The 26125-nt window shown below is 64.2% G+C and carries 21 protein-coding genes and 1 pseudogene; 9 read left to right on the forward strand and 13 right to left on the reverse strand.

What is annotated here, in order from left to right; genetic code table 11:
- Positions 1-8: 8 nt before the first annotated feature.
- The 3 genes and pseudogenes from DCM80_RS11905 to DCM80_RS11915 all read left to right on the forward strand — a co-directional run.
- Positions 9-569: pseudogene (locus DCM80_RS11905) on the forward strand (class GN sortase); the annotation flags it as partial.
- 142 nt (positions 570-711) lie between these two features.
- Positions 712-2928: an acetate--CoA ligase family protein gene (locus DCM80_RS11910; RefSeq protein WP_257197133.1), complete on the forward strand. Its 2217-nt coding sequence runs from the start codon at positions 712-714 to the stop codon at positions 2926-2928.
- Positions 2929-3074: 146 nt separating this feature from the next.
- Positions 3075-3896: an MlaD family protein gene (locus DCM80_RS11915; protein ID WP_257197135.1), complete on the forward strand. Its 822-nt coding sequence runs from the start codon at positions 3075-3077 to the stop codon at positions 3894-3896.
- Between the two features lie 337 nt (positions 3897-4233).
- Here the strand turns inward: DCM80_RS11915 and DCM80_RS11920 are convergent, their stop codons facing one another.
- From DCM80_RS11920 to urtA, 8 genes are all read right to left on the reverse strand, one after another.
- Positions 4234-5274, reverse strand: a complete 1041-nt coding sequence (locus DCM80_RS11920; RefSeq protein ID WP_257197136.1) for an aliphatic amidase — start codon at positions 5272-5274, stop codon at positions 4234-4236.
- A gap of 45 nt (positions 5275-5319) precedes the next feature.
- Complete coding sequence (locus tag DCM80_RS11925; RefSeq protein ID WP_257197137.1) at positions 5320-5697, reverse strand: zinc ribbon domain-containing protein; 378 nt, start codon at positions 5695-5697, stop codon at positions 5320-5322.
- Positions 5698-5808: 111 nt separating this feature from the next.
- Positions 5809-7038 (reverse strand): formamidase, encoded by a 1230-nt coding sequence (gene fmdA / locus DCM80_RS11930; RefSeq protein ID WP_257197139.1) that lies wholly within the window; start codon positions 7036-7038, stop codon positions 5809-5811.
- Between the two features lie 27 nt (positions 7039-7065).
- Positions 7066-7755: an urea ABC transporter ATP-binding subunit UrtE gene (gene urtE, locus DCM80_RS11935; protein WP_257197140.1), complete on the reverse strand. Its 690-nt coding sequence runs from the start codon at positions 7753-7755 to the stop codon at positions 7066-7068.
- A 190-nt stretch (positions 7756-7945) separates the two neighbouring features.
- Positions 7946-8701 carry an urea ABC transporter ATP-binding protein UrtD gene (gene urtD / locus DCM80_RS11940; RefSeq protein WP_028133833.1) on the reverse strand — a complete coding sequence of 252 codons (756 nt, stop codon included), beginning with the start codon at positions 8699-8701 and terminating at the stop codon, positions 7946-7948.
- Between the two features lie 11 nt (positions 8702-8712).
- Positions 8713-9855: an urea ABC transporter permease subunit UrtC gene (urtC, locus tag DCM80_RS11945; RefSeq protein WP_257197141.1), complete on the reverse strand. Its 1143-nt coding sequence runs from the start codon at positions 9853-9855 to the stop codon at positions 8713-8715.
- Between the two features lie 17 nt (positions 9856-9872).
- Entirely contained in the window at positions 9873-10799 is a 927-nt protein-coding gene (gene urtB / locus DCM80_RS11950; RefSeq protein WP_257197143.1) for an urea ABC transporter permease subunit UrtB, read from the reverse strand.
- A 132-nt stretch (positions 10800-10931) separates the two neighbouring features.
- Positions 10932-12191 carry an urea ABC transporter substrate-binding protein gene (gene urtA / locus DCM80_RS11955; protein WP_257197144.1) on the reverse strand — a complete coding sequence of 420 codons (1260 nt, stop codon included), beginning with the start codon at positions 12189-12191 and terminating at the stop codon, positions 10932-10934.
- Between the two features lie 172 nt (positions 12192-12363).
- On the opposite strand from urtA, the gene DCM80_RS11960 reads away from it, so the two are divergent.
- On the forward strand, positions 12364-15735 hold the full coding sequence (locus DCM80_RS11960) for an ATP-binding protein (protein WP_257197146.1): 3372 nt from the start codon (positions 12364-12366) through the stop codon (positions 15733-15735).
- Positions 15719-16645 (forward strand): response regulator, encoded by a 927-nt coding sequence (locus tag DCM80_RS11965; protein WP_373569401.1) that lies wholly within the window; start codon positions 15719-15721, stop codon positions 16643-16645. Before DCM80_RS11960 ends, DCM80_RS11965 begins: the two co-directional genes overlap by 17 nt.
- A gap of 139 nt (positions 16646-16784) precedes the next feature.
- On the opposite strand, the gene DCM80_RS11970 is transcribed toward DCM80_RS11965, so the two are convergent.
- Positions 16785-18287, reverse strand: a complete 1503-nt coding sequence (locus DCM80_RS11970; RefSeq protein WP_257197148.1) for an NAD(P)/FAD-dependent oxidoreductase — start codon at positions 18285-18287, stop codon at positions 16785-16787.
- A 124-nt stretch (positions 18288-18411) separates the two neighbouring features.
- Positions 18412-19170, reverse strand: coding sequence for a trypsin-like serine protease (locus DCM80_RS11975; RefSeq protein WP_257197149.1), 759 nt, complete (start codon positions 19168-19170; stop codon positions 18412-18414).
- 104 nt (positions 19171-19274) lie between these two features.
- Between DCM80_RS11975 and DCM80_RS11980 the strand changes: the two genes are divergently transcribed.
- On the forward strand, positions 19275-19910 hold the full coding sequence (locus tag DCM80_RS11980) for an HAD-IA family hydrolase (protein WP_257197150.1): 636 nt from the start codon (positions 19275-19277) through the stop codon (positions 19908-19910).
- A 94-nt stretch (positions 19911-20004) separates the two neighbouring features.
- Here DCM80_RS11980 and mtnA read toward each other — a convergent pair whose 3' ends face one another.
- The 3 genes from mtnA to DCM80_RS11995 all read right to left on the reverse strand — a co-directional run bounded on the left by mtnA (position 20005) and on the right by DCM80_RS11995 (position 22412).
- Positions 20005-21111 (reverse strand): S-methyl-5-thioribose-1-phosphate isomerase, encoded by a 1107-nt coding sequence (mtnA, locus tag DCM80_RS11985; protein WP_257179277.1) that lies wholly within the window; start codon positions 21109-21111, stop codon positions 20005-20007.
- Between the two features lie 18 nt (positions 21112-21129).
- Positions 21130-22005: an S-methyl-5'-thioadenosine phosphorylase gene (locus DCM80_RS11990; RefSeq protein ID WP_257197151.1), complete on the reverse strand. Its 876-nt coding sequence runs from the start codon at positions 22003-22005 to the stop codon at positions 21130-21132.
- A 134-nt stretch (positions 22006-22139) separates the two neighbouring features.
- Entirely contained in the window at positions 22140-22412 is a 273-nt protein-coding gene (locus tag DCM80_RS11995; protein ID WP_028133822.1) for a phosphopantetheine-binding protein, read from the reverse strand.
- 354 nt (positions 22413-22766) lie between these two features.
- Here DCM80_RS11995 and DCM80_RS12000 point away from each other — a divergent pair, with 354 nt between their 5' ends.
- The 3 genes from DCM80_RS12000 to DCM80_RS12010 are packed head-to-tail and all read left to right on the forward strand — an operon-like array spanning position 22767 to position 25944.
- Entirely contained in the window at positions 22767-23984 is a 1218-nt protein-coding gene (locus tag DCM80_RS12000) for an acyl-CoA dehydrogenase family protein (RefSeq protein WP_028133821.1), read from the forward strand.
- Between the two features lie 54 nt (positions 23985-24038).
- On the forward strand, positions 24039-25031 hold the full coding sequence (locus tag DCM80_RS12005) for an amino acid--[acyl-carrier-protein] ligase (RefSeq protein ID WP_257197152.1): 993 nt from the start codon (positions 24039-24041) through the stop codon (positions 25029-25031).
- 37 nt (positions 25032-25068) lie between these two features.
- Positions 25069-25944: an acyl-CoA acyltransferase gene (locus tag DCM80_RS12010; protein ID WP_257197153.1), complete on the forward strand. Its 876-nt coding sequence runs from the start codon at positions 25069-25071 to the stop codon at positions 25942-25944.
- The last annotated feature ends 181 nt before the right edge of the window (positions 25945-26125 follow it).

Genomic DNA, 26125 nt, shown 5'->3' on the forward strand with positions numbered 1-26125 from the left:
TAGAAACAATGCCCCGACTCATATCTCCTCTGGTTCTGGCCCTGATCGGCCTCTTCCTGTTCGGTGATGGCGCCTACATCCACGCCAAGGCGTGGCTCGCACAGGTGCTGCTGGCGCGGGCGTTCGACCGAAGCGTTGCGACGGGACAGGCAGTGAAGCCATGGTCCTGGGCCGACACCTGGCCGGTGGCGCGGATCGAGGTCAGGCGAATCGGCGCCAGCGCCATCGTGCTGGAAGGCGCGAGCGGACAGGCGCTGGCTTTTGGCCCCGGTCATGTTCAGCACACGGCCGATGCGGGTGAGCGCGGGACCGCCGTCTACGCCGCCCATCGCGACACTCATTTCCGCTTCCTGCGCAATGTCGTCCTTGGCGACGTCATCGATGTCACGCGTCGCGACGGTCGACATTTCCGCTATCGCGCGGATTCTGCGGATGTGGTCCGTTTCGATGCATCGGGCATCGAGGCCACCACACAGGATTTCGAGCTTGTTCTCGCGACCTGCTGGCCATTCGACGCGGTCACCCCCGGTCCCGAGCGCTACGTCCTCCATGCAACATTGATCGGGGCCGACACTTCGCCTGCCGCGCCGACGACACGCGGCAGCATCGCTCATTCCACCACGCGGCATACCCCCGTGGTTGCCAGTCCAACGGACTCGCCATAGAACGGAGTGGCACTCGACCAAGAAGAACAACAGGTGAGGTCACGGCATGGAAGCCCAGGTGTCCGCTGCGTCCGCGTTCCATCCATGGTCTCCGCCGTCCGATGCCAGCGACATCGTCAAGGGCATCCACGCGATGCTGCACCCGCGCAACATCGTGCTGGTGGGCGCGACCGACAAGCCTGGCAATTATGCCGAGCGCATCTGGAACAATCTGGTCAAGTACGGCTACGAGGGCGGTCTCTATCCTGTCAACGCCAAGCGCGACACCATCTGGGGCGTTCCCTGCTACAAGGACTTTGCGAGCCTCCCGGAGAAGCCCGATCACGTTCTGGTGCTGGTGCCGGCGCGTTTTGCGGTCCAGGTGATCCGCGACGCCGCGGCGGCCGGCGCGCGCTCGGCCACGATCGTCACCTCCGGCTTCAGCGAGCTGCAGGATGAGGAAAGCCAGAAGCTCGCCGCCGAATTGCAGGCGGCCGTGCGCGAGACGGGGCTTGCGGTCACGGGCCCGAACTGCCTCGGCAATCTGAGTGCCGGCGAAAAGCTCTTCACCAACATCGACGACCGTGTCGTGACCATGGAACAGGGCACGGTGGCGATCGCCGGCCAATCGGGCGCGATCGTCATGGCGATCCGCCAGGCGCTGGAGGATCGCGGCGTCGGGGTCGGCTACATGGTGACGACAGGCAACGAGGCCGGGCTCGAGACGCCCGACCTGATGCGCTATTTCGCAGAGGATCCGAGCGTCAAGGTGATCGTCGTCTACCTCGAAGGCGTGCGCAACACCAGGGCGTTCCGCGATGCTTGCAAGGCGGCGCGCGCCGCGAGCAAGCCCGTCATCGCGCTCAAGCTCGGCGCCTCCGAAGGCGGCCGCGCCGCCGCAATGGCGCACACCGGCGCACTCGCGGGCTCGATCGAGACGTTCGACGCCGTTGCAACGCGCGAAGGCGTGATCCGGGTCGGCGGGCTCGACGAGCTGATCGAGACCACCGAATGCTTCGTCCACGCGGCCGTGCCCAAAGGCGACCGGCTCGCCGCCGTCACGCTCTCGGGCGGCAAGCGCGGCATGCTGATCGACGCCTTCGACGCAGAAGGCCTGAAGTTCGCGCCGCTGAGCCCGCATGTCAGCTCGGAGCTGGCGAAGATGCTCGGGCCGGGCTCGATCGTCGGCAATCCGCTCGATGCCGGCTTTGCCGCGGTCGTCGATCCCTCCGTCTATATGAAGTCGATCAAGCTGATGATCGACGATCCCGATATCGACATCGTCATCATCGATGCCGAGCTGCCGAAGGCGCCGCACGAGCTGCGCGAGCGCAATTTGCGCATCGTCAACGAGATGGCGAGCAAGGGCGGCAAGCCCGTGATCTATATCAGCGCGATGTCGATCGGCTTCACCGAATTCACCAAATCCCTGCGCAAGTCGCTGCCGCATCTCGCGGTGATGCAGGGCATGGACCGGGCGGTGACCGCGATCAAGTCGCTGCTCGCCTACGCCAAGCTGCGCAAGGAGGTGCCCGACATCGTCTCGAGCTCGAAGCCCGCCGCCCGCGCCGTGCTGGAGAAGGCGCTGAAATCGGCAAGCGGTGCGGCGCTCGACGAGATCGCCTCGAAGAAGCTCCTGAAGGCGTATGGCATACCGGTCTCGAAGGAGGCGATCGCACAGACGGCGACGGAAGCCGCAGAGATCGCCAAGCAGATCGGCTTTCCGGTCGTGGCCAAGGTCGTCAGCGCTGAGATCCTGCACAAGTCCGACATCGGCGGCGTGGTGTTGAACCTGAACAGCGCGGCCGAGGTGAAGAAGGCGTTCGCCGATATCACGGCCCGGGTGAGCAAGTTGAAAGGCAAGCCGAGGCTCGATGGTGTCCTGATCGCGCAGCAGGTCAAGGCCGAGCTCGAGCTCGTGGTCGGCGCCTCCCTCGATGCCGAGATGGGGCCTGTGGTGCTGTTCGGCACCGGTGGCATCGACATCGAACTGATGAAGGACGTTGCGCTCGCCGGCGCGCCTTTGGACGAGGCCGAGGCGCGGCTCCTGATCGGCCGTACCAAGGCCGGCATCAAGATGCGGGGCTATCGCGGCAAACCGGCCCTGCACGAAGCCTCGGTGGTGAAGGCGCTGGTCGGCCTGTCCAATTTGATTGCGGATGCCGGCGACCGGATCGCCTCGATCGACGTCAACCCGTTCCTGATCAACACCAGGACGGGCGTAGCCGTCGATGCCTTGATCGTGCTGAACAATGCCGCGGCAAGGCGCGCGGCCGGGCATTGAGGCTGTAGGGCGGATTAGCGCCAGCGCAATCCGCCAAATGGCAGGGCTAATGAGGCGAACATGGCGGGTTACGCTTCGCTAACCCGCCCTACGTACCATCATAGCCTCCTTCCAACTTCCCTGCTTTGGCCGTAAAACCTCCCCGTATGGCACGTGCGAGCAATCTGGTGATCGGAACGGCGACGCTGGCGGTGATCGCCGTAGCGCTCGGCGGCGTGCTCGGCGTGCAGAAATGGCGCACCATCCAGAGCCGCAGCCAGCTGCGTGTGGTGTTCGAAGGCGGCTCCGCCAGCGGCCTGCGCCGCGGCGGGCCGGTCAATTTCGACGGCGTGCCAGCCGGCCAGATCCGCTCGATCAAGCTGGAGAGTCCGCGCCGGATCGTGGCGCTGGTGATGCTCGACAACACCGCACCGATCCGCAAGGACACTGTGGCGGGCATCGAGTTCCAGGGCCTGACCGGCGTCGCTGCGATCTCACTGATCGGTGGCGCGCCCTCCGCGCCACCGGTGCCGCTGGACTCGGACGGCGTCCCCGTCCTGACCGCCGATCTCAGCGACGCCGAAACCATCGTCGAAACCCTGCACAGCGTCGACCGCGCGATCGTCAGCAATGCCCCCGCAATCAAGGAGGGCCTGAGCACGTTCGAAAATTATACCGCCGATCTCAGGAGCAAGGGCACCGAGATCGATTCCGTCATGGCCAAGGTCGACAGCGCCTTCGCGGGCTTCGACAAGGCGGTCACGAAGATCGAGGGCGTGGTGCCCGGCTTCGTCGACGGCAAGGCCGACGAGCTGTTCGAGAAAATCAAGGGACTGCACGAGCTTGCCGACACCATGAAGAAGAAGTCGGCGGGTTATCTCGAGGACATCCGTCGCTCGCTGCTCGATGTCAGCGAAGCCGCCAACAAGATGAGCGGGACGCCGGCGCCGCCGCGGCCCCCGCGCAGGCCCACGGAGCAGAAGCGGTAATTCCTCTTTCTTACCCTGCCCTGGAGGGCAGGGCTATCGCATATGAGTTTTCGGAAGTGCCTGAGCAAGCGCCTCGTCCTTCGAGACGACCGCTTCGCGGTCTCCTCAGGATGAGGCTAAGTGGCACCGCGCTCGCCGAAGCTGTTGCCGCGCAAATGGTCCTCATCCTGAGGGCCCGCCGAAGGCGGGCGTCTCGAAGGATGGCTGCAGACGAGTTTCCCGCCGCGTTTCCTTATACGCGATTGCGCTGCCCTGGAGGGGGAGGGTGGCAGTCCCCGCTTAGCGACGTTCGAGGGACTCACACTCCAAGATCACCGACGCGGAATCCGTCAACAGCTCAGTAGTTGCTGGCCGCCGCGCCGTTCGGAATGCCGTCGATCGGACATTCGTCAGTGCCCGGCGTCGCGCGGGTCATCGCCTCGACCATGTCCCGCGTGCCTTCGGGATCCCTGATCCAGTTCTTGTAGAAATCATAGGGGCACGCCGCGACGCCGCGCGGGCTGTCGCCGGAATTGATCATGCCGGTGTAGCCGCGGTGGACCAGCTTGTAGAGATGGTTCTGCGACTGGCCGTTGCGGCGCGCATCGCGGATCAGGTGTTTCGACAGCTGGGCATATTGGATGCCGTAATCCTCCTCGCCGCATTCGCCGAGGGTGCGACCGTCGAAGCCGATGATGGCGGAGTGGCCGAAATAGGAATAGACGCCGTCGAAGCCGGCGGCATTGGCGACGGCGACATAGACGTTGTTGGCCCAGGCCATCGCCTTGGAGATCATGACCTGCTGCTCCTTGGCCGGATACATGTAGCCCTGGCAGCGCACGATCAGTTCGGCACCCTTCATGGCGCAGTCGCGCCAGATCTCCGGATAATTGCCGTCGTCGCAGATGATCAGGCTGACCTTGAGCCCTTTCGGCCCCTCGGACACATAGGTGCAATTGCCGGGATACCAGCCCTCGATCGGCACCCAGGGCATGATCTTGCGGTACTTCTGCACGATCTCGCCCTTGTCGTTCATCAGGATCAAAGTGTTGTAGGGCGCCTTGTGCGGATGCTCCTCGTGGCGCTCGCCGGTCAGCGAGAACACGCCCCAGACCTTGGCCTTACGACAGGCCTCGGCGAAGATCGCGGTCTCCTCGCCGGGTACCATGGATGCCGTCTCGTACATCTCCTTGGAATCGTACATGATGCCTTGCGTGGAATATTCCGGGAAGATCACGAGGTCCATGCCGGGCAGGCCGAGCTTCATGCCGACGATCATATCGGCGATCTTGCGGGCGTTCTCGAGCACCTCGGCCTTGGTGTGCAGGCGGGGCATCTTGTAATTGACGACCGTGACGCCGACCGTGTCGTTGCTGCTGGAGATGTCACCGTGAAGCATGTTGAGCGCTCCTGTACCTTGTCTGCTTGATGCTGGCGTGTCGCGTTAGTGGCTGATCATCCAGGGGCGCGCCGTCGGAAAGCCCTTGGCGCCGCTTCTGGACTTGGTCATCAGCCGCGCCGGTTTCTTCTTGTCCGACGAGCCCTTGTCCTTCACCGTCTTGCCCGACGAGCAGCAACCGCAGCCGGGCCCGTGCGAGGCCTTGTATTGCGCCAGCGTCTGCGGCGCGTGCGAACTGCGCTCGTTGACGGCATGCGCCTTGCGCTTGTCGGCCGGCATGCAGAAGAAATTCGGGGCGGTCAGGATGACGCGGGGCGCCATGGTCTCGCAGTGCGGGCAGCTCTGCGGATCGTCGCATTCGGCCATCGGGCGCAGGTCCTTGAAGGGACCGCAATCGTCACAGAGATATTCGTAGACCGGCATCGCATCACCTACGCTGTTGCCTGTTCACACAACTCGCTGCCGCCGCGCGTGTGGAGACAGCCCCTCACCCCAACCCTCTCCCCGTAAGAGCGGGGAGAGGGAGCGCAAGCGTCACTTGTCCGGCGAGATCGGCATCTGGATGTCGCCGGTGATGTGCTTGATGGGCCCTGCCGCCGACGGCATCACGTCGAAGTCGAAGATCTCCGTCGGCAGCCACAGCGTGGCGCAGGCGTTGGGCACGTCGACCACGCCGGAGATATGGCCCTGGCACGGCGCGGTGCCGAGGATCGAATAGGCCTGGGCGCCGGAATAGCCGAACTTCTTGAGGTATTCGATGGCGTTGAGGCAGGCCTGGCGATAAGCGATGTGGACGTCGAGATAATGCTGCTTGCCGGCTTCGTCGACCGAGATGCCTTCGAAGATCAGATAGTCCTTGTAGTTCGGCGTGATCGGCGACGGCTTGAAGATCGGGTTCTTGATGCCGTACTTCGACATGCCGTCCTTGATCACTTCCACCTTCAGGTGCAGCCAGCCGGCCATCTCGATGGCGCCGCAGAAGGTGATCTCGCCGTCGCCCTGGCTGAAGTGCAGATCGCCCATGGAGAGACCTGCGCCCGGCACATAGACCGGGAAGTAGATCTTCGAGCCGCGCGAGAGATCCTTGATGTCGCAATTGCCGCCATGCTCGCGCGGCGGCACCGTGCGCGCGCCCTCCGCACCGATCTTGGCCTTGACGTCACCCTTGGCGCGGCCGCCATGGGCGGTCGGCGCGAACGGCGGATTGGCAAGGCCGGGAACACGGGTCGGGTTGGTCGAGATCAGCTCGGCCTCGCGCTTGTTCCAGGTCTCCAGCATCTTTGGATCGGGCAGGCAGCCGATCAGGCCGGGATGGATGAGGCCTGCGAAGTTCACGCCGGGCACGTGGCGCGACGAGGTGTAGAGGCCCTTGATGTCCCAGATCGACTTCTGCGCCAGCGGGAAATGGTCGGTGAGGAAGCCGCCGCCGTTCTGCTTGGAGAAAAAGCCGTTGAAGCCCCACAGGCTTTCCTTAAGCGGACCGACGTCGAGCAGATCGACGACGAGGAGGTCGCCGGGCTCGGCGCCCTTGACGCCGATCGGTCCGGACAGGAAGTGCACGATCGACAGGTCGATGTCGCGCACGTCGTCGGCGGAATCGTTGTTCTTGATGAAACCGCCGGTCCAGTCATAGGTCTCGATGATGAAATCGTCGCCTGGATTGACCCAGGCCACGATCGGGATGTCGGGGTGCCAGCGGTTGTGCACCATGTCGTTGTCATAGGCCGACTTGGTGAGATCGACCTTGATCAGTGTCTCTGGCATCGAGAGGCTCCCCTTTTGCACGGTTGGTTAGACGGACAGATATTTCGAGACCTGTGCGGCATCGACGGCATCGCGCGGATCGTCGCGCACGATCTCGCCGTTCTCGATCACCAGCACGCGGTCGGCGATGTCGAGTGCGAAGCTCAGGACCTGCTCGGACACGACGATCGAGAGTCCCTTCTCGTCGCGGATGCGCTTCAGGGTGCGCGCCATCTCCTTGATGATCGAGGGCTGGATGCCTTCGGTCGGCTCGTCCAGCAGCAGAACCTTCGGCTTGGTCGCGAGCGCACGCGCGATCGCCAATTGTTGTTGTTGCCCGCCGGAGAGATTGCCGCCGCGGCGGCCCTTCATCTCCAGCAGCACCGGGAACAATTCATAGATGTCGCCGGGCACCTCGGAGCCGCCGGAGACGACGAGCCCGGTCTCGATGTTCTCCTTCACCGTCATGGTCGAGAAGATCATGCGGCCCTGCGGCACATAGGCGAGGCCCTTGGCAACGCGCTCAAAGCTCTTGAGGTTGCCGAGCTCGGCGCCGTCCATGGTCACCGAGCCGCTTTTGGCGGGCAAAATGCCCATCAGCGACTTCATCAGCGTGGTCTTGCCCATGCCGTTGCGGCCCATGATCGCCACGATCTCGTTGGGCGCGACCTTGACGTTGAGCCCGTGCAGCACCTCGCTCTGGCCATAGGCGACGTGGAGATCGGAAATTGCCAGCATCGATTGCTCCTAGGCTCGCTGTTGCTTCACCTCTCCCCACCGGGGAGAGGTCGGCGCGTAGCGCCGGGTGAGGGGGCGCAGGCCTGATGAGAAAGCGAAACCCCTCACCCGAATTGCTGCGCAATTCGACCTCTCCCTATGGGAGAGGTGGACCGCCGTCGCCGCGCTCGGATCGATCGACATCGTCATCTCAATGCCCCAGGTACACTTCGACGACCTTGGGGTCGTTCTTCACCTTCTCCATCGTCCCTTCCGAGAGGATCTGGCCCTGGTGCAGCACGGTGACCTTGTGCGCGATGTCTTCGACGAACTTCATGTCGTGCTCGATCACCAGCACCGAGCGGTTCTTGATGATGCGGTTGAGCAATTCGGCGGTCTTGGCGCGCTCGGACACGCTCATGCCGGCGACGGGCTCATCGAGCATCAGGAGGTCAGGGTCCTGGATCAGCAGCATGCCGATCTCGAGCCACTGCTTCTGGCCGTGGCTGAGCTCGTCGGCGTAGGTGTTGAGCTTGTCCTTGAGGAAAATCATCTCCGCGACCTCCTCGACCCGGTCCTTCACCAGCTGATCGCGCTGGAAGGTCAGCGAGCCGAACACGGTGCGGCCGCGCGGGAACGAGATCTCGAGGTTCTCGAACACGGTGAGGTCCTCGAACACCGACGGCGTCTGGAATTTGCGCCCGACGCCGGTCTGCACGATCTCGTTCTCCTTCATTTTCGTGAGCTCCTTGCCACGAAACTGGATCGAGCCCGAGGTCGCCTTGGTCTTGCCGCAGATCAGGTCGAGCACCGTGGTCTTGCCGGCGCCGTTGGGACCGATGATGACCCGGATCTCGTTCTCCTCGACATAGAAGGAGAGATCGTTGACCGCCTTGAACCCGTCGAACGAGACGGTCAGTCCGGAGACGGCGAGCAGGAAGTCCTTGGGCTGGTGTCCAACGAGCATGATTGATCCCCTCACTCTGCCGGCGCGCCGTCGGCGACCGAATTGTCGCTCCAGCCCGGCTTTGCCTTGCGCGAACCGAACAGCCGATCGATGCGCGGCTGCACGTAGTCGGCCCAGAGTCCGGACAGGCCGTTCGGGAAGGCGAGCACGACCGCGATGAACAGCGCGCCGAGACCGAACAGCCAGAGTTGCGGAAAGGATTCCGACAGGCTGGTCTTGGCAAAATTCACCAGGATGGCGCCCCAGATCGCGCCGAAAATCGACATCCGCCCGCCGACCGCGGTGTAGATCACCATCTCGATCGACGGCACGATGCCGACGAAGGACGGCGACATGAAACCGACATTGAGCGCGAACATGGCGCCGCCGATCGCGGCGAAGACCGCCGCCATGCAGAAGGCGAAGATCTTGAAGTTGGCGACGCTGTAGCCGGAGAAGCGGACGCGGTCCTCCTGCTCGCGCATGGCGACCAGGATGCGGCCGAGCTTGGTCAGGCGGATGAACTGCGCGATGCCGATGCAGGCGAACAGCAGCACCACTTCGACGAAGTACAGGATGACCTTGGCGTGGTCGGGCCGGATGTCCCAGCCCTTGAGCGTGCGCAGGTCGGTCATGCCGTTGATGCCGCCGGTATAGCCCTGTTGCCCGACGATCAGGATGGTGAGGATGGCGGCGACGGCCTGGGTGATGATGGCGAAATAGGTGCCGCCGACACGACGCTTGAACATCGCAGTGCCGATGATCAGGGCGAACAGGCCGGGCACCAGGATGATGGCGAGGATGGTGAAGGTGAGGCTGTGGAACGGCTGCCAGAACAGCGGCAGTGACGTGATCTGATTCCAGTCCATGAAATCGGGGATGCCGGGCGTCGACTGGATCTTGGTGTTCTCGACGCTCGAGGCCTCGAGCTTGAGGAACATCGCCATGCAATAGCCGCCGAGGCCGAAGAACACGCCCTGCCCCAGGCTCAGGATGCCGCCATAGCCCCAGCACAGCACGAGGCCGAGCGCGACAAAGGCGTAGGTGAGGTATTTCGCGACCAGATTGAGGCGGAATACATCCAGCGTCAGCGGCAGGATCACGAACAGCACGGCGGCCAGCGCGATGAAGCCCATCAGTTCGGATCGGTTGAAGAAGCGTGAGTTGATGATCATGACTTGCCTGCTTCTTGTTATTTGCGGACTTTGAGGGCGAAGAGGCCCTGGGGCCGCAGCATCAGGATGCCGACGACCGCGAGCAGCGTGAGCACCTTGGCCATCGAGCCCGACATGAAGAATTCGAGCGTCGATTGCGTCTGCGAGATCGAGAAGGCGGAGGCGATGGTGCCGAGCAGGCTGGCGGCGCCGCCGAACACGACGACCAGGAACGTATCGACGATGTAGAGCTGCCCCGACGTCGGCCCGGTCGAGCCGATCATGGTGAAGGCACTGCCGGCGATTCCGGCGATGCCGCAGCCGAGGCCGAAGGTGTAGCGGTCGACCTTCTCGGTGTTGATGCCGACGGCGCCGGCCATGATGCGGTTCTGCACCACGGCACGGACCTGGCGGCCCCAGCGCGACATGTAGAGCACGTAGGCGACCGAGACAGTGATCAGCACGGTGAGGCACATCACGAAGATGCCGTTGATCGGCACCTCGATGCTGTCGGTGACCTGGAGCGAACCGAGCATCCATTGCGGCAGCTCGACGCCGACCTCGCGGGCGCCGAACACGGAGCGATAGGCCTGCTGCAGCATCAAGCTGAGGCCCCAGGTGGCGAGCAGCGTATCCAGCGGACGCTTGTAGAGGTGCCGTATCAGCACCCACTCCACCACCATCCCCAGCGCGCCGGAGGCGAAGAAGGCGAGGATCATGGCGAGGAAGAAGTAGCCGCTGAACAGGCCCGGCAAATAGGCCTGAAAGAAATTCGAGGTCATCCAGGTGACGTAGGCCCCGAGGATCATGAACTCGCCATGGGCCATGTTGATGACGCCCATCTGGCCGAAGATGATGGCAAGCCCGAGCGCCATCAGGACGTAGACCGAGAACAGGATCAGCCCGGCAAAGCCCTGCATGACGAAGATGGAGCCGAGATCACCAAGCGAATAGTCGCCGAACATCGATGTCCTCCGTCGGGGATAAGGGTCCCGCGTCGCGATGCAGAGTCGCGACGCGGGGTCTTGCGGCATGGACTTGCGATCCACGCCAGGGAGCGGCTTGGCCTGTGGGAGAAGCGCGACGGATGTCGTCGCTTATTGATAGCCCTTCGGGAACGGATCCGGCTCGACGAGATCGGCGGTCTCGTAGATCAGCTCGAACTGGCCATCGAGCTTGGCGCGCCCCACCCGGGTCTTCGACCACAAATGATGGTTCTCGTGGATGCGCACATAGCCTTCCGGCGCGCCCTTGAACTCGACGCCCGGGGAGGCCGCCGCGATCTTGTCGACGTCGAAGGAGCCGGCCTTCTCGACCGTCAACTTCCACAGCCACGGGCCGAGATAGGCAGCCTGGGTGACGTCCCCGATCACGGTCTTCTCGCCCCACATCTTCTTGAACGCCGAGACGAAAGCCTTGTTGTTCGCATTGTCGAGCGACTGGAAGTACTTCATGCAGGCATAGGCGCCCGCGATGTTCTCGCCGCCGATGCCGTCGATCTCGTCTTCGGTCACCGAGATCGTCAGCAGCGCCTGCTTGGAGAGATCGATGCCGGCCGCCTTGAGCTGCTTGTAGAACGCGACGTTGGAGCCGCCGACGACGTCGGTGAAGATCACGTCCGGCTTGGTCAGCTTGATCTTGTTGATGACCGAGTTGAACTGGGTCGAGCCCAGCGCGTAATATTCCTCGCCGACGACCTTGCCCTTCAGCACGTTCTCGACGTGCTTGCGCGCGATCTTGTTCGAGGTGCGCGGCCAGATGTAGTCCGAGCCGATGAAGAAGAAGGACTTGGCGCCCTTCTCCTTGGCGATCCAGTTGAGGCCCGCCAGAATCTGCTGCGTCGCTTCCTGGCCGGTGTAGATCACGTTCTTGGACTGCTCGAGGCCTTCGTAGAACGTCGGGTAGTAGAGCATGCCGTTATATTGTTCGACGACCGGCAGCACGGCCTTGCGGGAGGCCGAGGTCCAGCAACCCATGATCGCCGCAACCTTGTCGTTGACCAGGAGCTTCTTCGCCTTCTCGGCGAAGGTCGGCCAGTCCGACGCACCGTCCTCCTGGATGAACTTGATCTTGCGGCCGAGCACGCCGCCCGCCGCGTTGATCTGCTCGATGGCGAGCTTTTCGGCCTGGATCGAGCCGGTCTCGGAGATGGCCATGGTGCCGGTCGCCGAGTGCAGGATGCCGACCGTCACCTCGGTGTCGGTGACGGCAAGACCCGTGGTGTTGACCGCCGAGGTCGCCGGCGCCTGGGCGAATGATCCCCGCGGCAGCATCGTCATGGCCGGCACGGCGGCCATTCCCATCAATAATTTGCGCCGAAACGGCGATAACAGGCCCTTGTTTCCTTCGTCCGACATGAGCACCCCACTTTTTGTTCGAGACCACGCGATTGGTGCGGTGAGGATGGCGCGGATTGGGGCAGCGGGCGCATACGCAAGATCGCGTATACTGCACCGCAAAATGCCGACGTAGGCTCTTGGTACGGAATTTGCGAGGGGTTCCGGGTCCGTATCGGCAGTGGGGTAGAGCGTGGCAGGGCGGCAGCGAATAGACCGCGTCAGGCGCCAGTACAACCAATGGGTCGCCAACCAGACGCTGGAAGACTACGCGCTGCGCTTCACCGCGAAGAGCGCGCGCCGCTGGTCCGCCGCCCGGGTCGCCAACACCGCGCTGGGCGCGATCTCGTTTCTGGCGATGGAGGCGATCGGCGGCACCATCACGCTGAACTACGGCGTTACCAACGCCACTGCCGCCATTCTCGTCGTTTCCCTCATCATCTTCTGCTGCGGCGTTCCGATCGCCTATTATGCCGCCAAATGCGGCATCGACATCGACCTGCTGACGCGCGGTGCCGGGTTCGGCTACATCGGCTCGACCGTCACCTCGCTGATCTACGCGTCCTTCACCTTCATCTTCTTCGCAATTGAAGCGGTGATCCTCGCGTCCGCGCTGGAGATGTGCTTCGGGATTCCGCGGCCGATCGGTTATCTCATCAGCGCCGTCGTCATCATCCCGCTGGTGGCTTACGGCATCACGCTGATCAGCCGCTTCCAATTGTGGACGCAGCCGCTGTGGATCGTGCTGCACATCATCCCGTTCGCGGCGATTGCCTGGCACAACCCGCATTCCTTTACGGAATGGCGCAAGTTTTCGGGCGAGCACGGCGATCTCAACGGGCATTTCGATCTGCTGCTGTTCGGTGTCGCGGCCTCGGTGGTGTTCTCGCTGGTGGCGCAGATCGGCGAGCAGGTCGATTTCCTGCGCTTCCTGCCGCGCGACCGCCGCGCGTCCAGGGCCTCCTGGTGGATGGCGCTGATGAGCGCAGGCCCCGGCTGGATCGTGCTGGGCGCGCTGAAGCTGCTGGCGGGCTCGTTCCTCGCCTTCTTCGCGCTGAGCCACGGAGTGCCGCCCGAGGGGGCCGCCGAGCCCGCGCACATGTATCTCGAAGCGTTCCGCTACGTGCTGTCGCAGCCCGATCTTGCGCTGGCCTTGACCGGAACGTTCGTGATCCTGTCGCAGGTGAAGATCAACGTCACCAACGCCTATGCCGGCTCGATCGCCTGGTCGAACTTCTTCTCGCGTCTGACCCACAGCCATCCCGGCCGCGTCGTCTGGCTGGTCTTCAACGTCATCGTGGCGCTGCTGCTGATGGAGATCGGCGTCTACAAGGCGCTGGAGCAGACGCTGGCGCTTTATTCCAATGTCGCGATCGCCTGGGTCGGTGCGCTGGTCGCCGACCTCGTCGTCAACAAGCCGCTGGGCTTGCGGCCGCAGCAGATCGAGTTCAAGCGTGCGCATCTCTACGACGTCAATCCGGTCGGCGTCGGCGCGATGACGATCGCGACCATCGTCTCCATCAGCGCCTTTTACGGACTGTTCGGCCCCACCGCGAAGGCGTTGTCGGCCTTCATCGCGCTCGCCGTCGCCTTCATCGCCGCACCATTGATCGCATGGGCCACGGACGGCAAGTACTACATCGCACGCAAGCCGAAGCGGAGCTGGCAGAACATCGAATCGATCCAGTGCTGTATCTGCGAGCACGCGTTCGAGCCGGAGGACATGGCCTCCTGCCCCGCCTACGCCGGGCCGATCTGCTCGCTGTGCTGTTCGCTGGACGCCCGTTGCCACGATCTCTGCAAGCCGCACGCGCGGATCCAGGCGCAGGTGTCGGAGACGCTGGGCAAGCTGATGCCGCAGCCGATCTACGCCCGGATCAACTCGCAGCTCGGCCACTATATCGGCGTGTTCGTGGTCTCGGCGGGTCTCGTCGCGCTGGTGCTCGGGCTGATCTATCTGCAGACATCGGCGAGTGTGCATGGCGAAGATGCACTCGTCTCCGACGTGCTGTGGAAGGTGTTCTTCTCGCTCAGCATCATCATCGGCGTGGTCGCCTGGCTGTTCGTGCTGGCGCAGCAGAGCCGCCGCGCGGCCGAAGCCGAGACGCGGCGGCAGACCACGCTGCTGATCCAGGAGATCGACGCCCACAAGCGCACCGACGCCGAGCTCCAGCGCGCCAAGGAAGTCGCCGAATCCGCCAACCTCGCCAAGAGCCGCTACGTGGTGGGCCTGAGCCATGAGCTGCGCTCGCCGCTGAACGCGATCAGCGGCTATGCCCAGCTGCTGGAGCAGGATGCGACGCTGAGCGCCAAGCCGCGCGACCAGGTCCGCGTCGTCCGCCGCAGCGCCGACCACCTCTCCGGCCTGATCGACGGCATTCTGGACATCTCCAAGATCGAGGCAGGGCGGCTGTATCTGTCGCGCGACGAGGTGCGCCTCGGCGAATTCCTCGACCAGCTCGTCGGCATGTTCCGTTTGCAGGCCGCGGCCAAGGGCATCGACTTCGTGTTCCGGCGGCCTCCGCACCTGCCTCTGGTGGTCTATGCCGACGAGAAACGGCTGCGCCAGGTGTTGATCAATTTGCTCTCCAACGCCATCAAGTTCACCCAGAGCGGCAGTGTGCAGTTCGTCGTGCACTATCGCAGCCCCGTGGCCGAGTTCGAAGTGATCGACACCGGCCCGGGCATCCGGGCCGACGACCTCGAACGCATCTTTGCGCCCTTCGAACGCGGAGCGCTCGGCGTCTCGCAGCCGCAGACCGGCACCGGGCTCGGCCTGACCATCAGCCGCCTGCTGGCCGGGGTGATGGGCGGCGACATCAAGGTGACGAGCACGGTCGGCACCGGCTCGACCTTCAAGGTCAAGCTTCTGCTCTCGGAGGTCACCAATCCGCAGCGCATCGCGCCGGTGGAAGCGCCGGTCTCCGGCTATCACGGTGCGCGCAAGACCATCCTCGTCACCGACGATGATCCCGTGCATCGCGACTTGTTGCGCGAGGTGCTGACGCCGCTCGGCTTCATCCTGCTCAGCGCACCCGATGGGCCTGGCTGCCTCGCACTGGCGCAACATTGCCGGCCCGATCTGTTCCTGCTCGACATCTCGATGCCGGCCATGGACGGCTGGGCCGTGGCGGAGGCCTTGCGCGCGAGCGGCCATCACCAGGCGCGGATCCTGATGGTGTCGGCAAGCGCACTCGAGGCCCACGGCGCGCCGCTGGCGCTGCCCTTCCACGACGGCTACCTGATGAAGCCGATCGACATCCCTCGGCTATTGGAGACGATCCGCCAGCTGCTCAAGATCGAGTGGCAGTACGGTTCGAACGAGATCGCGGTGCCGTTCTGGCGTCCCGAGACCGGTTCAAGACCGCCGGCGCGGCACATCGAGGCGCTGATCGGACTCGGCCAGATCGGCTACGTCAAGGGCATCCAGTTGAAGCTGGACGAGATCGGCAGCGAACATCCGGAGCATGCCGACTTCGTCGCGCAGATGCGGTCTTTGGTCGACCGCTTCGATCTCGATCAGTACATGGACACATTGAAGACATTGCATGCGCATGAGCATTGAACCGAAGAAGCGCGACGTCGCGCTCGTTGTCGATGACTCTCCGGAGACGCTGCGGCTGCTGACGGACGCGCTCGACGGCGCCGGCATGACGGTGATGGTGGCGCTCGACGGCGCAGCCGCGATGCGCATCGTCGACCAGATCACGCCCGACATCGTGCTGCTCGATGCCGTGATGCCCGGGATCGACGGCTTCGAGACCTGCCGCCGGCTCAAGCGCGATGCGGACCTTGCCAATGTCCCTGTCATCTTCATGACGGGCCTCGCGGAAACCGAGCACATCGTGCGCGGGCTCGAGGCCGGCGGCGTCGACTACGTGACCAAGCCGATCGTGATCGAGGAGATGCTGGCGCGGATCCGCGTCCATCTCGGCAATGCCCGGCTGACGCAGAGCGCGCGCGCCGCGCTCGACGTCTCCGGCCGTTTCCTGTTCGCGGTCGACCGCCAGGGCAAGGTGCTGTGGGCGACGCCGCAGGCGCAGAAGCTGATGTCCGACCACCAGGGCACACAGGCCGACGACTTCGTGCTGCCGCCATCACTGCTGCAATGGCTCGATCAAGCCAAGGCCAAGGGCAGCTCGAAGTCGCAGGCGACCTCGTTACCCGACAATCCGCAGCTCCGGCTCTATTACATGGGCGAAACGGCGCCGAACGAGTTTCTGCTGCGGCTCTCCCGGGAGTCCGGCACCGCGCTGCCTCCCGAGTTCACCAGCGAGCTCGGCCTCACCACCCGCGAAGGCGAGGTGCTCGCCTGGCTCAGCAAGGGCAAGACCAACCGCGACATCGCGCAGATCCTGGGCCTGAGCCCGCGCACCGTCGACAAGCATCTGGAGCAGATCTACGCCAAGCTCGGCGTGGAGAACCGGACGGCGGCGGCGGCGATCGCGTCGAATGCGACGAGGCGGAATTCGTGAGAGGCTCTGCAGGTGAGTTGGTGCGCCCCTTCACCCAATGACCGGTGTCGTCCCGGACAAGCGCGCCTCAAGCGCGCGCCGATCCGGGACGACAGCGGAGTGTGTGGCGAGCGTCGCCGGCTCCTACAGAGACAACCCCTCACCCGTACACGAACGCCTTGTCGTCAAGATCGGTCTTCGGAATCTCGTCCTTCTCGGTCCAGTAATCCTGGCTGTGCTGCCATTCCGGCTTGTCGCCGCGCTTGGGCAACAGGTCCATGTTGCGCATCATGTAGCCGGGATTGAAGTTTTCCGGATCGATCCAGGGCAGGATCGGCATGTTGTGGTCTTCGGGACGCAGCTTGACCTCGACCTTCCTGGCGCCCTTGGCCTTCATGTGCCCCAGCAGCCGGCAGACGAAATCCGCGACGAGGTCGACGCGCAGCGTCCAGCTGGCGCGGAAATAGCCGAACACCCAGACCATGTTGGGAACGCCCGTGAACATCATGCCGCGATAGGTAACGGTGTCGCCGAAGGCGAGCGGCTTGCCGTCGATCTCGAACGCAATATCGCCGAGCGCCGCGAGATTGAAGCCCGTCGCGGTGACGATGACGTCGGCTTCGAGCAGCTTGCCCGATTTCAGCTGGATGCCGTTCTCGACGAAGCACTCGATCTCGTCGGTGACGACAGAGGCCTTGCCGCTGGCGATGCCCTTGAACAGGTCGGCATCCGGCACGAAGGCGATGCGCTGGCGCCACGGTCGGTAGGTCGGCGTGAAATGCGTCTCGACATCGTAATCGGGACCGAGAACGGCGCTGATCTGGCCGATCAGCTCCTTCTTCACCTGCTCGGGCTTGGATACGCAGAGCTTGGTGAAGGCGTCCTGCTCGAACAGGATCTTGCGCCGCACGATCTCGTGGATCCAGGCTTCGTCGACCTGAAGCCGGCGCAACTCCTCGGCGATCTCGATGGCGTTGCGGCCGAGCCGGAAATAGGTCGGCGAGCGCTGCAGCATGGTGACATGCGCGCATTTGTCCGCGATGTTCGGCACCAGCGTCGCCGCAGTGGCGCCCGAGCCGATCACGACCACTTTCTTGTTCGTGAGGTCGATGTCGTCAGGCCAGGTCTGGGGATGGACGATGCGACCCTTGAAGCGGTCCATGCCCTTCCATTCCGGGGTATAGCCTTCCGAATGGCGGTAATAGCCCTGGCACATCCAGAGAAAGTTCGCGGTGAACGTCCTTGCTTCGCCGGTGTCGGTCGTCACCGCCTCGATGGTCCAGAGATTCTGCTCGCTCGACCAGCTCGCGGAATTGATCTTGTGCTTGTAGCGGATGTGCTTGGCGATATCGTTCTCGTCGATCACCTCCTTCATATAGGAAAGTATCTCATCGGCGGTCGCAATCGGCGGGCCGACCCACGGCTTGAAGCTGTAACCGAAGGTATGGAGATCGCTGTCGGAGCGAATGCCGGGATAGCGATGTGTGCTCCATGTGCCGCCGAATGTCTCCTGCGTCTCCAGGATGACGTAGCTCGTGCCCGGAAGCTGCTTCTGGATGTGATAGGCGCTGCCGATGCCGGAGATGCCGGCACCGACGATCAGCACGTCGAAATGTTCCGAGGCTTGCTTGTTTGTGGCGTGACTGCGAACAGCGACATTCATTGTTGCTTCTATGCCTTGCTTGTTTTTGTGGCCGCCCTTGACGGGCGACGCGTTTCCTCCGCGACCGGCATGATCACCCGGCGCTCTTCCGCTTCAAAATGACATAGATCAAGTCGCGGTCAAATCACAGCGCCGCGCCCCAGCCCCGCGCGGTCTGCAAGATCCAGTCGCGGTACAGCGTGAGCGGCGTGACGCCGGTCATTCCGCCGCAACCGGCCGCACCGTTCGGCCCCGTGGACCAGCTGACGAGCCCGACGAGGAAGGCGCCATTCGGCTTGTCCTCGAACACAGGACCGCCGGAATCGCCGGTGCAAGCGCCGATTCCCCCGCGAACACCGTTGGTTACGGGATCGACCAGCCTAATCTGGAGCGTGCCGGGCTGGCCCGTGGCAACGAGCCCGGCCACACGCGTGATGCCGCCACTCTTGCCGTCACCGTGGACCGTGACGCCAATGCCGGCGATGACGAATCGGCTGCCGACCCGGATTGGGATCGTCGGCGTGCCGACCGTCACTGTGGATTTTCCCTTGAGTGGAATTTCCAATTGCAGCAACGCCACGTCGGCGGTGGCGCGGTGCGACTGCATCGCCTGCATGTTGAAGTTCGGATGGATCGCGACCGTGCGCACGTTCAGCAATTGCGGCGTACCGTCGGCGCCGCGATCGACCACCTTGTAGTCCGCGCCAGGCTGCACGCAATGCGCGACCGTCAAGACCACGCGCGGTGCAATCAGGCTGCCGGTGCAGAAATTGCCGCGCGAGCCGACGATGGTGACGATCGCGCGCGCGACACCATCGGCCTGCGGCGTGCCGCCGCCGACGATGGCATGAGCTGAGCCGACGGTCAGCAGCGCAGCGATGACGAGAGTTGCAAGCTTCTTCATGGGAACACGCTTCGGCGTCGTTGACGGCGGGAGATGGCTTCGGACTGGCCCTTGCCGATAGCGCATGCTAGCCGTCTTGGAAAGGAATTGACGAGGGCAGGACATTGGCGATCGAGGCTGTGATCTTTGATTTTGGCGGCGTGCTGACGAGCTCGCCCTTCGAGGCGTTCGCGCGGTTCGAGACGGCGCGCGGCCTGCCCGTCGACATCATCCGGCGCACCAACGCCGCCAACCACCTGGAAAACGCCTGGGCCAAGTTCGAGCGGGCCGAGGTCGACATCGAGACGTTCGATCGATTGTTCGCCGAGGAATCTCGCGCGCTTGGCGCCGAGGTGCGCGGCCGCGAGGTGCTGCCGCTGCTGCAGGGCGAGCTGCGCCCGGAGATGGTCGAGGCCCTGAAGCGCATCAAGGCGCAGTTCAAGACCGGTTGCATCACCAACAACCTTCCGGCCAATGCGATCGGCAGCCTGACCGGGCGCTCGCTCTACATTGCCGAGGTGATGGTGCTGTTCGACCATGTGATCGAATCCGCCAAGATCGGCCTGCGCAAGCCCGACCCGCGCATCTACGCGCAGATGGTAGACACATTGAAGGTCGATCCAAAGAACTGCGTCTATCTCGACGATCTCGGCGTCAACCTCAAGCCCGCGCGCGAGATGGGCATGACCACGATCAAGGTGACGAGCGGCGCACAGGCGATTGCGGAGCTGGAGAAGGCGACGGGGCTGACGCTGGGGTAGGCCACAAATACTGTAGGGTGGGCAAAGCGCAGCGTGCCCACCACTGGCAAATCGTGGGCACGGCGCAAGAGCGCCTTTGCCCATCCTACGAGAGCTATTCCGCCGCGGCGGCGATCCGCTCCGGGAATGCTGCCGCGAGCGAGGCTCGATCCGGCTTCAGCACGCCGCGCTCGGTGATGAGACCTGTCACAAGGCGCGCCGGCGTCACGTCGAAGGCGTAGTTCGCGACCGGCGAACCCTCCGGCACGATCCGCACCGTCTCCAGCCGGCCGTCGGCGGTGCGGCCGGTCATGTCGGTGACCTCGACGCCGCTGCGCTGCTCGATCGGGATGTCGCGGATGCCGTCATGGACGGCGAAATCGATCGTGGGCGATGGCAGCGCGACGTAGAACGGCACGTTGTTGTCGTGGGCGGCGAGCGCCTTCAGATAGGTGCCGATCTTGTTGCAGACGTCGCCATTTGCGGCGACGCGGTCGGTGCCGACGATGGCGAGATCGACCATGCCGTGCTGCATCAGGTGGCCGCCGGTATTGTCGGGGATCACGGTGTGCGGCACGCCGTGATGGCCGAGTTCCCATGCGGTGAGCGAGGCGCCCTGGTTGCGCGGACGCGTCTCGTCGACCCAGACATGGATCTTGATGCCGCGCTCATGCGCAAGATAGATCGGCGCCGTCGCGGTGCCCCAGTCGACGGTGGCAAGCCAGCCGGCGTTGCAATGGGTCAGCACGTTGACCGCCTCGCCCGGCTTCTTTGCCGCAATCGCCTCGATCAGCTTCAGACCGTTGCCGGCGATGCCGCGATTGATCTCGACATCCTGCTCGACGATCTCGTCGGCGCGCGCATAGGCGGCCTCTGCCCGTTCATCGGGATCGATCGGCGTCAGCGTCGCACGCATCTCGTCCAGCGCCCATTTCAGATTGATCGCCGTCGGCCGCGCCACGACGAGCGTGTCATAGGCCCGTTTCAGCCCTGCGTCGGAGGCATCCTCGCGCATCGCGAGCGCCATGCCATAAGCCGCGGTGGCGCCGATCAACGGCGCGCCGCGCACCAGCATGTCGCGGATCGCGACGGCCGCGTCTTCGCACGAGGTCAGCTTCGCGACGACGAACTCATGCGGCAGCCGGCGCTGATCGATCGCGCCGACCGACCAGCCGTCACGCTCACGCCAGATGCTGCGGAAGTGCTTGCCGTCGACCTTCATGGCATTCTGCCTTTCGTATCACGCCCGCAGCACGCGTCCCGCCACCGCGTCGAGCTTCTTGAGCAGCTCCGGATCGCGCGCCTCGGGCGCGGTGATCAGTGCGGTGTCGAGCGCGCGGTCCGAGCCGATCGGGCACGGCTCGTGCTCGCGCGGGAAATCCCTTGCCAGCCGCGCCACCAGCGCCTTCGCCTTGTCGGCGTTGGAGCTCAGCACGCGAATGATGTCCTGCACCGTGACGGCATCGTGGTCGGGATGCCAGCAATCGAAATCCGTCACCATCGCGACCGTGGCGTAGCAGATCTCCGCCTCTCGCGCGAGCTTCACCTCGGGCATGTTGGTCATGCCGATCACGGAATAGCCCAGCGTCTTGTAGGTCATGCTCTCGGCATAGGTGGAGAATTGCGGCCCCTCCATGCAGACATAGGTTCCGCCGCGCGCAATCGCGATATTCTCGGCTTCGGCCGCCGCCGCAAGGTGGATGCGCAACCGCGGCGAGACCGGATGGGCCATCGACACATGCGCGACGCAGCCCTTGCCGAAGAATGAGCTCTCGCGCTTGTGGGTACGATCCACGAACTGGTCGACGAGGACGAAGGTGCCGGGTGGAAGTTCCTCCTTGAACGAACCGCAGGCCGACAGCGAGATCAGGTCGGTGACCCCGGCGCGCTTGAGCACGTCGATATTGGCGCGATAGTTGATATCGGAGGGCGACAGCCGATGGCCCTTGTCGTGCCGCGGCAGGAACACGATCGGCAGGCCGGCGATAGCGCCGCGCCGCAAGGGAGCCGAGGGCTCGCCCCAGGGACTTCCGATCACCTCTTCGCGCGCATCCTCGAGGCCCGGCAGGTCATAGATGCCTGAACCGCCGATGATGCCCAATACCGCCTGCGCCATGCCTGCTCCACACTGTTCGCCACGTGCGACATGGTTAAGCTATGCCAGTTTTGCGGCGGCTTTGGAACGGGCTGGTGCAGTGATCCCGGCGTCGTGAGGAGCGCGGGTGCCGCTTCCCACGCAGTGCGCCCGGCCTAAGCCGCGTTCGCCAGCTGCAGCTGCGCCGCCACCATCCGCTCCAGGGTCTCGACGGACTGGAAATTCTCCGGCGTGATCTCCGACTGCGGGATCGTGAAGTCGAACTCGGCTTCGACCCCGAGCATCAGATTGACCATGTCCATCGAGGTCAGGCCGGCGTCGACCAGCTTGGCCGATGGCGTGAGGTCGGCGCTGAGCGAATTCTGCTCGAGGATGCCCTTCACCAGCTTGATGATGCGGTTGCGCAATTCGGTATCAAAGGCCTGCATCGGCAAATTCCCGTCTGTCGTCGGAGGTGGACCAGCTCCGGCTACGATGGGCGCGGCCCGCCGGTCCTGCAATGGGAGGCACCAATACTTCGCGTTTGTTAGTAAACGATGACTCAGATTGTCTGGAATTCGAGCTTCTTCCAGAATCCTAACGCAATGCTCGAAAAGCGGGAGGTGCAAACAACCCGACCTTAACTGTTCGTTCGGAATTTGGCTTTGTTTACCCTCTATTTGATCGACGAATTTGAATTAAATCCGTAGCCTCGTCTCACAAGCAAAGATGACCGGAGGATCGCTTTCAGCGGCGTCGCAATGACGCCGGCGATCTCGAACGGCAACCGGAGGCGGACGAGTATGAACGTGCGTGAAGCAATCCTCACTGTCGACGAAGCACAGACGAGCTTCCTCGAGCAGGGTCCCTCCCTGATCGAGCGCGCCGCCCGAACCGCCGCTGCTGCGGCGGCCGACGCCGACGAGGTCGATCGCGACGCCCGTTTCCCGCACAAGGCTTTCGAGGCCGCCCGCGAGCAGAAGCTGCTCGGCGTCATGATCCCGGTCGAGTTCGGCGGCTTCGGCGCTTCCATCTACGACGTCACCGATATCTGCTACACGCTCGGCCGCGCCTGCGCCTCGACCGCGATGATCTACGCGATGCACCAGACCAAGGTCGCCTGCGTGATCAGGCACGGCCACGGCATTCCCTGGATGGAGACCATGATGCGCCGGGTCGCCCGCGACCAGTGGCTGCTCGCCTCCTCGACCACCGAGGGCCAGAACGGCGGCAACATCCGCGCCAGCGCCGCCGCCGTCGACCACGCCGGCGACACCATCTCGCTGGTGCGCGACGCCACCGTGATTTCCTACGGCGCCGAGGCCGACGGCCTCGTCACCATCGCCCGTCGCGCCACCGATGCGGCAGCCTCCGACCAGGTGCTGCTGGCACTCGCCAAGGACGATTATTCGCTGAAGCGGACGCTTGGCTGGGAGACGCTGGGCATGCGCGGCACCTGCTCGACCGGTTTCGAGCTGAAGGTCGACTGCCCCGCCGATCGCGTCTTCCCGGAATCCTATGACAAGATCCACGCCCAGACCATGACGCCCTTCGCACATCTGTGCTGGTCGTCGGCCTGGGCCGGGATCGCCGCAGCAGCCGTGACCCGCGCACAGGCCTTCATCCGCAAGGCAGCCCGCAGCTCCGGCGGCCAGATGCCGCCCGCCGCGGCACATTTCACCGCCGCCAAGATGTCGCTGGCAAGACTGCGCGCGCTGCTGTCGGCCAATATCGACGCCTTTGCCCGCGCCGAGCACGACGAGCGCGCCCTCGGCTCGCTCGACTTCCAGTCCTCGATCACGCTTCTGAAGGTGCAGGCCTCCGAGCTGGCGGTCGAGACCGTGATGCATGCGATGCGCACGGCGGGCCTCTCCGGCTACCGCAACGACGGCGAATTCACCATGGGCCGGCACCTGCGCGACGTGCTGTCGGCTCCGATCATGATCAACAACGACCGCATTCTCGCCAATGCCGCGACATCGACGCTGATGAGCGGCGTGCCAACAAGCCTTCGTGACTAAGTCCTCGGCGACCGAACCAACAAGAACAATTTTGAGATAGCAGGATACCGGACCATGAACATTGCCATCCTCCCCGATTCGCCGACGACCGCGCCGCAGGCGATCGATCCGCTCGATCATCTCGCCGACAAGCTGTTCCATCGCATGGGCGCCGACGGAGTCTACGCCCGCACCGCGCTCTATGAAGGCGTCGTCGAGAAGCTGGCCGCGCTGATCACGGGCCATCGCGAATCCGGCACCGAAGTGATGCGCTTCCCGCCAGTGATGAGCCGGGCTCAGCTGGAGAAATCCGGCTACCTCAAGAGCTTTCCGAACCTGCTCGGCTGCGTCTGCGGCCTGCACGGGACCGAGCGCGAGATCAACGCCGCGGTGAGCCGCTTCGATGCCGGCGGCGACTGGACCACCTCGCTGTCGCCCGCCGACCTCGTGCTGTCGCCAGCAGCCTGCTATCCGGTCTATCCGATCGCGGCGAGCCGCGGGCCCCTGCCGAAGGGCGGCCTGCGCTTCGACGTCGCCGCGGATTGCTTCCGCCGCGAGCCGTCGAAGCATCTCGACCGGCTGCAATCGTTCCGGATGCGCGAATATGTCTGCATCGGCAGCCCCGACGACGTCGCCGATTTCCGCGAGCGCTGGATGGTGCGCGCGCAGGCGATCGCCCGCGACCTCGGCCTCACCTTCCGCGTCGACTATGCCAGCGACCCCTTCTTCGGCCGCGTCGGCCAGATGAAGGCGGTGAGCCAGAAGCAGCAGCAGCTCAAGTTCGAGCTTCTCATTCCGCTGCGCTCGGAAGAGCAGCCGACAGCCTGCATGAGCTTCAACTATCACCGCGAGCATTTCGGCACGACCTGGGGAATCCAGGATGCCACCGGCGAGCCAGCCCACACCGGCTGCGTTGCCTTCGGCATGGACCGACTCGCGGTCGCCATGTTCCACACTCACGGCACCGACCTTGCGGCCTGGCCCGCCAAGGTTCGGGGCGTGCTGGGCCTGCAGCCGCTGGCACCGGCCGATGCCCATGTCGCTGCCCATGTCGAAGGCTGGCGCTAACCGAACGAGGCCTGTCATTTCCACGGGTAAGACGAGCGTGATCCACACCAAGGTCCGATGCCGCGAGATCACCGAGTCCGACGCAGACGCGATCGCGGACTTGCTGACGCGCGGCTTCGTGGGCCGCTCGCGCAACTACTGGATCCAGGGCCTGCGCCGACAGGCCTTCCGGCCCGTGCCGGAGGGCTATCCGCGCTTCGGCTACATGCTCGACAATGACGGCACGCCGGTCGGCGTGCTGCTGCTGATCTATACGGCACGCAGGAATGGCGAAGAGACCGCCATTCAGTGCAACCTGTCCAGCTGGTATGTCGATCCGGCCTATCGCAACTATGCTCCGCTGCTGACCAAGATCGCCCAGCGGCACAAGGACGTGACTTACTTCAACATCAGCCCGGCGCCGTGGACCTGGCCGATCATCGAAACCCAGGGCTTTCGTGCCTATTGCCGCGGCATATTCTTCTCGGTGCCGGCTCTGGCGCGTGTCCCGCGCTGGACCGAGATCGAGGTCATCTCGCCTCACGCCAAGGCGATCGAGGGGCTTTCCGAAGCTGAAACCGAGCTGCTGATCCAGCATGCCCGGTACAATTGCCTCAGCCTGGTCTGCCGCACGCCACAGGGAACGTTTCCCTTCATTCTGCAACCCGTGCGCATCCGCCGCGGCTTCATCGCGCCGCCCGCGATGAAGCTGATCTATTGCCGTAACGCCGCGGAATACGCCGCCTGCGCCGGCCGGATCGGCCGGCTGCTGCTTCGGCTCGGCAAGATCGCGGTCGCGGTCGATGCCAACGGGCCGATTCCCGGTCTTGTCGGTATTTATACCGAACGGCGCGGTCGCAAGTACTTCAAGGGCCCGCACCGGCCGCAGCTCGGCGATCTCACGGACACGGAACTCGTGTTGTACGGGCCCTAGGGAAGGCGCTTCGGACCAAGCCACCGCTGTCGTCTCTGCGCAGCGACGACAGCGGAATTTGCGACGCGATGGCGGCCAAATCTCGGCGGCCAAGTCTCGCCTGCGCCTGTTCATTTCCGACACTCTCTCCATCGCCGGTCACCCTCCGTAAACTACCGTGCTTAAGGGAATTTTCCGGCCT

The organism is Bradyrhizobium sp. WBOS08 (assembly GCF_024585125.1).
Lineage (GTDB): Bacteria > Pseudomonadota > Alphaproteobacteria > Rhizobiales > Xanthobacteraceae > Bradyrhizobium > Bradyrhizobium japonicum_B.